Here is an 8,700-nt window from a genome sequence, read left to right as displayed (position 1 = left end):
AAAAGATGTGTCCACACGGTAGGTTCCCATCGGGGCTAGAAGGAGAAAATAGTTTGTATTAGGAGTGAGGAGAGAAGCAAGATGTTTGAAGTAAGATGATAGATGTTAGAAGAAAGATGCAAGATGATAGAAGGAAGATGTGTTTTAGATGGGTTTGTTTTTATTCGACTTGTAATTTGTGTATGGGGAATTTTTACACATAGTAATCAGTTTGTTATTCTGAGCGTCCCGAAATTTCGGGAGAAGAACCATAATGAAACTTACACACTTTAAGAGACAGTGCCATTTATTTCTCAGAACCTTAGAACCTCAGTCCCGAAGCTTCGGGATCAAAACCTCAGAACAATACCTTCATTTGTTATTGTTTAATCGAATTTTCATGTATTGGGGAATCTAAATTTTTATCTGTTTTATTCTTTAGTAAATCAATTTCTTCTTTAGTAGCCTTGATGAAAACAGTCATTTCACTGTATTTCCAGTTTCCTCTTTTTTCGGCAACGATAAATAAAGTTCCTTTTCCTTTAGGTCCTTTTATCGGAATTTGTAAATCGCAATTTCCACTATCGTTCTGCACATTTATACTGCCTGAAGTCATTCCGTCATCTTCAATCGGGCTTCCTAGTTTTTCGATCACTAATTTGTTTTGTTGCGCTTCGGTCATGGCTTCTTTATAAGCATCAGAACCTTTCATCATAGAGGTAATTCCAAAGAAAATACCAGCAATAAATAAACCAAAAATCACTAAGATACCTAAACATCCTGTTGGAACAAACCATTTCCAGTTTCTGTCCCACCAATTTTTTCTAATAATTAACGTATTTGAATCTTCCATAATGTAGTAAAGCTATTTTTGATAAATTGTACTTGCAAGATACTATTTATGAATTTAATTTTGACATGTAAATTTGCTACAAGCGAAGAATTCAATTAGTTTAAGATGTGGCTTTTGTTTCCTTTATAATTCTGGTTAGATTTTCTTATTGCTAAAAATTTATCTTTCCGGAATTTCCAATATGGCTAATTGTCTTTCCAGTAGTAGCATCAATTTCAAATCTTTGCTCTCTTGCTCCATGAGGCGTAAATTCGCATGGAAGAGTAATGCAATATTTCATTGCTTGAGCATTTCTTGATAGAGAGGATACAAGATTGCTTTTTTTGATTTGGTCTTTAAAATCCATTAGATCTATGTTGTATTCCATTTTCATTTTTTCTACTAAATCCTTCCAGCTAAATTTGTATGGTTCATCAGTATCTATCTCTTCTAAAAGTTTCCCTTTTTTATCATATTCTCTTCGGAATCCAATAATACAATCATAAAAACTTTCTATTTCCTTTACTACATTTAATGTCTGTTTATCATACATCAACCTCTTTTTTATTGGAGTATTTAAATAGATAATTGTTTCCTGATAGGAGTCTCTGTTTTCTTTAAGATAGACTTCGATAGTATCATTATTGTTATCTATAGTGATATATCGACAATAGGTATCATTACCTTTTCTTAGTTTTTTTAATGTTTCTAGATCAAATTTTTTCATATTGTTTACTTTGCATTGGCATAGCTATTGGTAAAAAGACGACCTTGTCCTATTGAAATCTGGTTGAATAGTGTAAGAGTTAATGTTCCAAGAGTAGTATTTGTTAACGCATCATTAAAATTAGACATTGTGCGACGAAAAGGGTCAATTTTATGAATGCCTTCTACGTTAGGAGGAGTAATGTCTTTATGTATGATAATACCAAATTGGTCTATAGATTTTTGCAAAGTATTATCTACACAGTAATCATACAGGTTTTGTTGTAGAATAATTGTTTCATCTTCGCTAGAATCATTAGATGAACAAGATGTTGCACCAAAAGGGGCATATAAAATAGATAGTTTGGATGTAGAGGTTTTCATATTGTGATGATTTTAGAATTAAACAGCAGTATTCTTAAATATATACTAGTGTTTTAACAAAAGTATTTTTTGTTTGTGTTTTATTAGGGACAATAAAGTGTTTTAATTAACTAACAAAAGTCTTTTTTATCATGATACATTTTTACCAGTAGAAGTTTTTAAGCAGATAGTTTAAGACAATAGTCAGTAATAGAGCTTTTAATACAAGAAGCTTGCTAAAAAAAGCTCATAATGCTAAAACTTTATTTTATAGAGATTCTGCTGAATAATTTTTTTTAATGTTTAGGCAAATTGTAAGTAGCGTATGTCTGGAATATATTCCGGATTGTTTTCCTCTAAATCATTCAATATTATTTGTGTACAATCTTTTCCGCCAATGATATGATAATATAATGAACTAATAGTATGGACAGGTCCAAAAGGAAGTCCCCACCAGCCAGTAGTTAAATTCAATAAAAAATAGCCACAAGAGTATTTAAAAGTATTTTCACCAGGGCGAATAAAATAAATCGCCGATTCTTTCTTAAAAGACATAAATAGGGCAGAAATGGTATAAGGAAACGCAACAAATTTTCCTCCTTGTTGGATTAATTGTCGTATTTCAAAAAGTGTAAGTCCTTCTGTATTTTTTGTTTTCATAATTAGATTATTGTAAGTTTATTTCTGGAAAGAAAAAAATTAATGAAACCAGTCTCCAAGTGGAAGAATTTTTAGTTCTAATGTTAAATAAGTTACTGTAGAAAATAATGAAATAATAATAATTAATGATACCCATCCGAGGACGTATCTTTTATTAGTGTAAACAGCTATTATTGACAATGTCAAAGCTGTCAAAAGCGAGAAGGGAGTAATTGCAATTATAGCAATTTTGCAGAAATCCTCAATTTTAGTTGGCGCTATAAAAAAAACGATTGTCAATATAATGAGTATGCTTAACGAAGTGAAGCTTAAAATCTGAGTACTTTTTTGTTTATTTTGCATTAAAGGGTATTTTAATAGTTAAATAAAAATTGTTGATTCTATTTTAAAAGTGGATTGTATTAGGTATTTTTCTTAATATTATGAAATTGTTTTTTAATCATAATTTAAAATATAACGCTTTGTAATACAATGTTTTTTATGATGTTGAAAGTGTTTTTATTCGCTAATAAATTAAAGTGCAAAGGTCTTTTTAATTAGTGGTTGTCTTTACTAGTGAAAGTTTTTTAAATTGTAGATTAAGACAATATATTAAGGTTTTTGTAGCAATAAATAATGTAAATAAACCTTACAAATAGTAGGCGTTCAATAAAAAACAATTCTTTTTTTAATAACATAAAGGTTCTTAATTAATCAATCATTAAATTTTTTTGTAAATTGCTCTCCTAAAATTATCATATTCTCAAAAATGGAACCACAAATACCTTATATTCCAAAAAATAAAGTAAGAATTGTTACCGCAGCATCACTTTTTGATGGACATGATGCGGCAATTAATATAATGCGTCGTATTATTCAGTCAACTGGTGTTGAGGTAATTCATTTAGGGCACGACCGAAGTGTCGAAGAAGTTGTAAATACAGCCATTCAGGAAGATGCAAACTCTATTGCTCTGACATCTTATCAAGGTGGTCACAACGAATATTTTAAATATATGTATGACTTGCTTCATGAAAAAGGAGCTGGACATATCAAGATTTTTGGTGGAGGTGGTGGTGTAATCTTGCCAAGCGAAATTGCTGAACTTCACGAATACGGAATTACAAGAATTTATTCTCCAGACGATGGACGTTCTTTGGGATTGCAAGGAATGATTAATGATTTGGTAGAAAAATCCTCCCCTAACCCCTCCGAAGGAGGGGAATACGACGCTGATAAAGTAAATTATAATACAGATGCAACTTTATTATTAAAGCTTGGAAAAGAAGAAGTTCTAAAAAAACTGGAAGCTAAGGAGATTCCTGTTATTGCAAGATTAATTTCTTTGGCAGAGAATAATCCAGATGATTTTCACAAAGTGTTTCAAGCTCCTCCTTCGGGGGCGGGGGGGGATGTTCCTGTTCTGGGAATTACAGGAACTGGTGGAGCAGGAAAATCATCTTTGGTAGACGAATTGGTACGTCGTTTTTTAATCGATTTTCCAACAAAAACTATCGGAATCGTATCTGTAGATCCATCAAAGCGTAAAACAGGAGGAGCACTTTTAGGAGATAGAATCCGAATGAATGCTATTAATAATCCTAGAGTTTATATGCGTTCATTGGCAACACGTCAATCAAATTTAGCATTATCTAAATATGTTGCCGAAGCGATTCAGGTTCTTAAAGCGGCTAAATATGATATTATCATTTTAGAAACTTCAGGAATTGGTCAGTCAGATACAGAGATTATGGACCACTCAGATGTTTCCTTATATGTAATGACACCAGAATTTGGAGCAGCAACACAATTGGAAAAAATCGACATGCTTGATTTTGCCGATTTAGTAGCATTAAACAAATTCGACAAACGTGGCGCGCTAGACGCCATACGTGATGTAAAAAAACAATACCAACGCAATCATAATCTTTGGGATAAAAACCCAGACGATATGCCTGTTTTTGGAACAATTGCTTCGCAGTTTAATGATCCGGGGATGAATACATTGTATAAATCTATCATGGATAAAATTGTCGAAAAAACGGAATCAGATTTAAAATCGACTTTCGAAATTACTCGTGAAATGAGCGAGAAAATATTCGTAATTCCACCACACAGAACAAGATATTTATCTGAAATTGCCGAGAACAATCGTAAGTATGACCAAACAGCTTTGTCACAACAACAAGTGGCTCAAAAGTTATACGGTATTTTTAAAACTATCGAAAGTGTTACGGGCAAAATCCCTGTAATCACAAAGGCAGGAATCGACGACAATAGTGTCATCCTGAGCGGAGTCGAAGGACTTGACGAAAATAGAGTCTTTTTAAACCTTTTGCTAAACCAGTTTGATAAGGTAAAAATGGATTTAGATCCATACAATTGGGAGATGATCCTAACTTGGGATGAAAAAGTAAACAAATACAAAAATCCTGTTTACAGCTTTAAAGTTCGTGATAAGGAAATAAAAATAGCCACACATACCGAAAGTTTATCGCACCAACAAATCCCGAAAATAGCGTTGCCTAAATACGAAGCTTGGGGAGATATCTTGCGTTGGTGTTTGCAAGAAAATGTTCCTGGAGAATTTCCGTTTACATCAGGATTATATCCTTTTAAGAGAGAAGGAGAAGATCCATCGCGTATGTTTGCTGGAGAAGGTGGGCCAGAAAGAACCAACAAGCGTTTTCATTACGTGAGTGCAGGATTACCAGCAAAACGTCTTTCGACAGCTTTTGATAGTGTGACATTATATGGTAATGATCCCGATGTACGACCAGATATTTATGGTAAAATCGGAAATGCCGGAGTTTCTATTTGTTGTCTGGATGATGCCAAAAAACTATATTCTGGTTTCGATTTAGTTCATGCTTTAACATCAGTGAGTATGACTATAAACGGGCCAGCACCAATGTTGCTAGGTTTCTTTATGAATGCTGCAATAGATCAGCAATGTGAGTATTACATTAAAGCCAATGATTTAGAGAAAGAAGTAGAACAAAAAATCACCAAACTATACGCAGCCAAAGGAATTACAAGACCTAAATACCAAGGCGATTTGCCAGCAGGAAATAATGGTTTAGGATTAATGCTTCTGGGAGTTACTGGTGATGAGGTTTTACCTATAGATGTATATAATGATATAAAAGCCAAAACGCTTTCGCAAGTACGAGGAACGGTTCAAGCCGATATTCTTAAAGAAGATCAGGCACAAAATACTTGTATTTTCTCTACCGAATTTGCTTTACGATTAATGGGAGATGTTCAGGAATATTTTATTACGCAAAACGTACGTAATTTTTATTCGGTTTCTATTTCAGGATATCATATTGCCGAGGCAGGAGCAAACCCAATTACGCAATTAGCATTTACGCTTTCTAATGGTTTTACTTACGTAGAATACTATTTGAGCCGCGGAATGAGTATCAACGATTTTGGACCAAACTTATCGTTCTTTTTCTCGAATGGAGTAGATCCAGAATATGCAGTTATTGGTCGTGTAGCGCGTAAAATTTGGGCAAAAGCCATGAAGATTAAATATGGTGCAAACGAAAGAGCACAAATGCTTAAATATCATATTCAGACTTCAGGACGTTCATTGCACGCACAAGAGATTGATTTTAATGATATTCGTACCACATTGCAAGCATTATATGCTATTTATGACAACTGTAATTCATTACATACCAATGCGTATGATGAGGCAATTACAACACCTACCGAAGAATCTGTTCGTCGTGCTATGGCAATACAACTGATTATTAATAAAGAACTAGGTTTAGCCAAAAACGAAAACCCAATACAAGGATCTTTTATAATCGAAGAATTAACCGACTTGGTAGAAGCGGCTGTTTTACAAGAATTCGACCGTATTACAGAGCGTGGTGGAGTTCTTGGTGCAATGGAAACCATGTACCAACGTTCTAAAATTCAGGAAGAGAGTTTGTATTATGAAACATTGAAACATAACGGAGATTTCCCGATTGTAGGTGTAAACACTTTCTTGAGTTCAAAAGGATCTCCAACAGTTATTCCTGCAGAGGTTATTCGTGCAACCGAAGAAGAAAAACAATATCAGATAGATATGTTGAACAACTTACATGAGTATCATAAAGAATCTGTAAAAGAACATTTAAATATTTTGCAAGATGCAGCTATTAAAAACGAAAACTTATTCGCTCATTTAATGGAAGCAACAAAGGTTTGTTCGCTTGGTCAAATTACTTCAGCATTGTTTGAAGTAGGAGGACAGTATAGAAGGAATATGTAATTTTACTATTTTATAGATTTAGGAAAACCTCTCAGAAATGGGAGGTTTTTTTATTACTATAATTGGAAAATATTTAGCAATTTACGGGTTTCCTTAATTTTATAAGAAAATGTTTGTATATATTAGCTTAGGAAAAAATAAAAAATACTATTATATGTTGGGTAATTTAATTAAATATTCAGATTTTTATACTGCACCAATTCCAGATAACCCAATTGAGCTTATAATAGATATTCCAAAAGAAGAACTTATCGCTACTATTGTTGCGATCAATACAAGGCTAAAACCTCTAGGAGTAAGTCATTTTGATGATTCAAGAGATACACAAATCAATTGTTTGAGAACAATTTTTCTAGACAATGAAAATCATATTGAGCAATCATTTTGCTTATCAATAATTAATAAATATATTATTACACCTTCTAATAATAACTTATTTTCTAGAGTAACTTGTTTGTATGCTTTACAAGAAATTTTGAATTTTAATGGTTTCGCGAAAGAAACGCCGGAATACAATTTTGATAACAGAGAAAGAATATTCAAATTCTTATTAATTGCTAATAATCAAATTTTAAAAGGAGATAGCAATTATAAAAAAGAAGGTTATGAACAACTTGGAAATGATTTTTTTGAGTTTTTTATGTTCCGAGAATTGCATCACAATCAATATAATGAATGTTCTAACTCGATTAATGTTTTCTATAAATCATGGTTTCTATTGCATAAAATTGAAAATCATCATATTTTTTCGAACCATTTTAAAAATTATCTAACCTGGTATTATAAAGTTGAAAACGCAGATGCATTTTTAAAGAATATTTTTTGGGCCTATATAAAAAGTTACGATGAGACTTTAAAATTAAGATATCTTAATGTTTTAAAAAGTGAACTGGACACAATTAAAGTACTTGATGCTTTTAGTGCTGATTGTGAATTTAAAGTTTTAGAAAAAGATAATTTAGAGGTTTTTGATTTCTCACGGATTAAAAAAAGCCCTTTATTTAAAGGAAGGATGAAAGACGAAAAAGATACTATTGGATATCTTATACTTGACGATGGATTTTTTTTAGAAAAGGCATATTCACTATTAATAAATGATTTTTGGTTTGATTATTTAAAGCCTAATAAGATTTGTACAAGGAAAGATTGGGGAAGTTTTATAGGCACAGATTTTTACGAACCTTTTTTATGCGAAATTTTTCTGGAGTCATTTTCAAATACTCCAGAATTTATTTTCAGATCTACCGATGAATTAAAATTTAAGATAGAGGGTAGACCAATTGAATATGCAGATTTTTATATTCGTGAAAAACAAAATATTGCATTAATCGAAGCAAAAAGTTCATATCTAGCGATTATTAATGGATATAAAACGGTTTCCACAATTGATGATTTTAGAAAATTAAATTTAGAAGAATTTTATGATGATTATGGCTTAGTTCAACTTGTTTCCAAAACTATTAAAAAATTTCATTTGTATAAAAATCATATTACAGATGATAAATTTAATTCAAATCGGAAAGTTCAGCTTTACCCAATATTAATTGTTAACGATCCCATATTTAGCTCCTCTTTAGCTTCATTTGTTTTTAAAAGAAAATTTAATGAATTATTAGAAAAAGAGGGAATTAATAAAAAAGCAAAAGAACATAATATTAAAGATTTGTGTATAATGAACGTAAGTCATTTACAGGATATGGAACAAAGTTTAATAGATAAAAAAAACAATTTTTTCAAAATTCTAGATACATATCTTCTAATGTCTAATTATAATAATAAGGCTAATTTTAATCGATATAATTTCTTAAGAACTTTTGACCATGTTTTGCATGCTAAAATTAAAGAAGGATTAATTGCTAATAGAATAAAAGGTTTAAAATGGCTAGAGGAATAGGCTTTTACCTGTTGGCAC

Annotated in this window: 7 protein-coding genes; 2 read left to right on the top strand and 5 right to left on the bottom strand. The window is 31.6% G+C overall.

Annotation, left to right across the window (positions count from 1 at the left end):
* Positions 1-358 precede the first annotated feature (358 nt).
* The 5 genes from OIU83_RS20105 to OIU83_RS20085 all read right to left on the bottom strand — a co-directional run bounded on the left by OIU83_RS20105 (position 359) and on the right by OIU83_RS20085 (position 2,881).
* Positions 359-832, bottom strand: coding sequence for a cytochrome c oxidase assembly factor 1 family protein (locus OIU83_RS20105; RefSeq protein ID WP_264208057.1), 474 nt, complete (start codon positions 830-832; stop codon positions 359-361).
* Between the two features lie 151 nt (positions 833-983).
* On the bottom strand, positions 984-1,538 hold the full coding sequence (locus OIU83_RS20100; protein ID WP_264208056.1) for a hypothetical protein: 555 nt from the start codon (positions 1,536-1,538) through the stop codon (positions 984-986).
* 5 nt (positions 1,539-1,543) lie between these two features.
* A complete protein-coding gene (locus OIU83_RS20095) occupies positions 1,544-1,900 on the bottom strand; it encodes a hypothetical protein (RefSeq protein WP_264208055.1) in 357 nt (118 codons plus the stop codon).
* Positions 1,901-2,182: 282 nt separating this feature from the next.
* Positions 2,183-2,539, bottom strand: coding sequence for a hypothetical protein (locus OIU83_RS20090; RefSeq protein WP_264208054.1), 357 nt, complete (start codon positions 2,537-2,539; stop codon positions 2,183-2,185).
* A 39-nt stretch (positions 2,540-2,578) separates the two neighbouring features.
* Positions 2,579-2,881 carry a hypothetical protein gene (locus tag OIU83_RS20085; protein WP_264208053.1) on the bottom strand — a complete coding sequence of 101 codons (303 nt, stop codon included), beginning with the start codon at positions 2,879-2,881 and terminating at the stop codon, positions 2,579-2,581.
* Positions 2,882-3,287: 406 nt separating this feature from the next.
* Between OIU83_RS20085 and OIU83_RS20080 the strand changes: the two genes are divergently transcribed.
* Together OIU83_RS20080 and OIU83_RS20075 are read left to right on the top strand one after the other, a co-directional pair.
* Positions 3,288-6,788 (top strand): methylmalonyl-CoA mutase family protein, encoded by a 3,501-nt coding sequence (locus OIU83_RS20080; protein WP_264208052.1) that lies wholly within the window; start codon positions 3,288-3,290, stop codon positions 6,786-6,788.
* Between the two features lie 109 nt (positions 6,789-6,897).
* Entirely contained in the window at positions 6,898-8,682 is a 1,785-nt protein-coding gene (locus OIU83_RS20075) for a hypothetical protein (RefSeq protein ID WP_264208051.1), read from the top strand.
* The last annotated feature ends 18 nt before the right edge of the window (positions 8,683-8,700 follow it).

Origin of the sequence: Flavobacterium shii (assembly GCF_025847235.1) — a bacterium.
Taxonomy (GTDB): domain Bacteria; phylum Bacteroidota; class Bacteroidia; order Flavobacteriales; family Flavobacteriaceae; genus Flavobacterium; species Flavobacterium shii.
The sequence above is the reverse complement of the archived record's forward strand: the minus strand, read 5'-3'. Positions and strand labels throughout refer to the sequence as shown.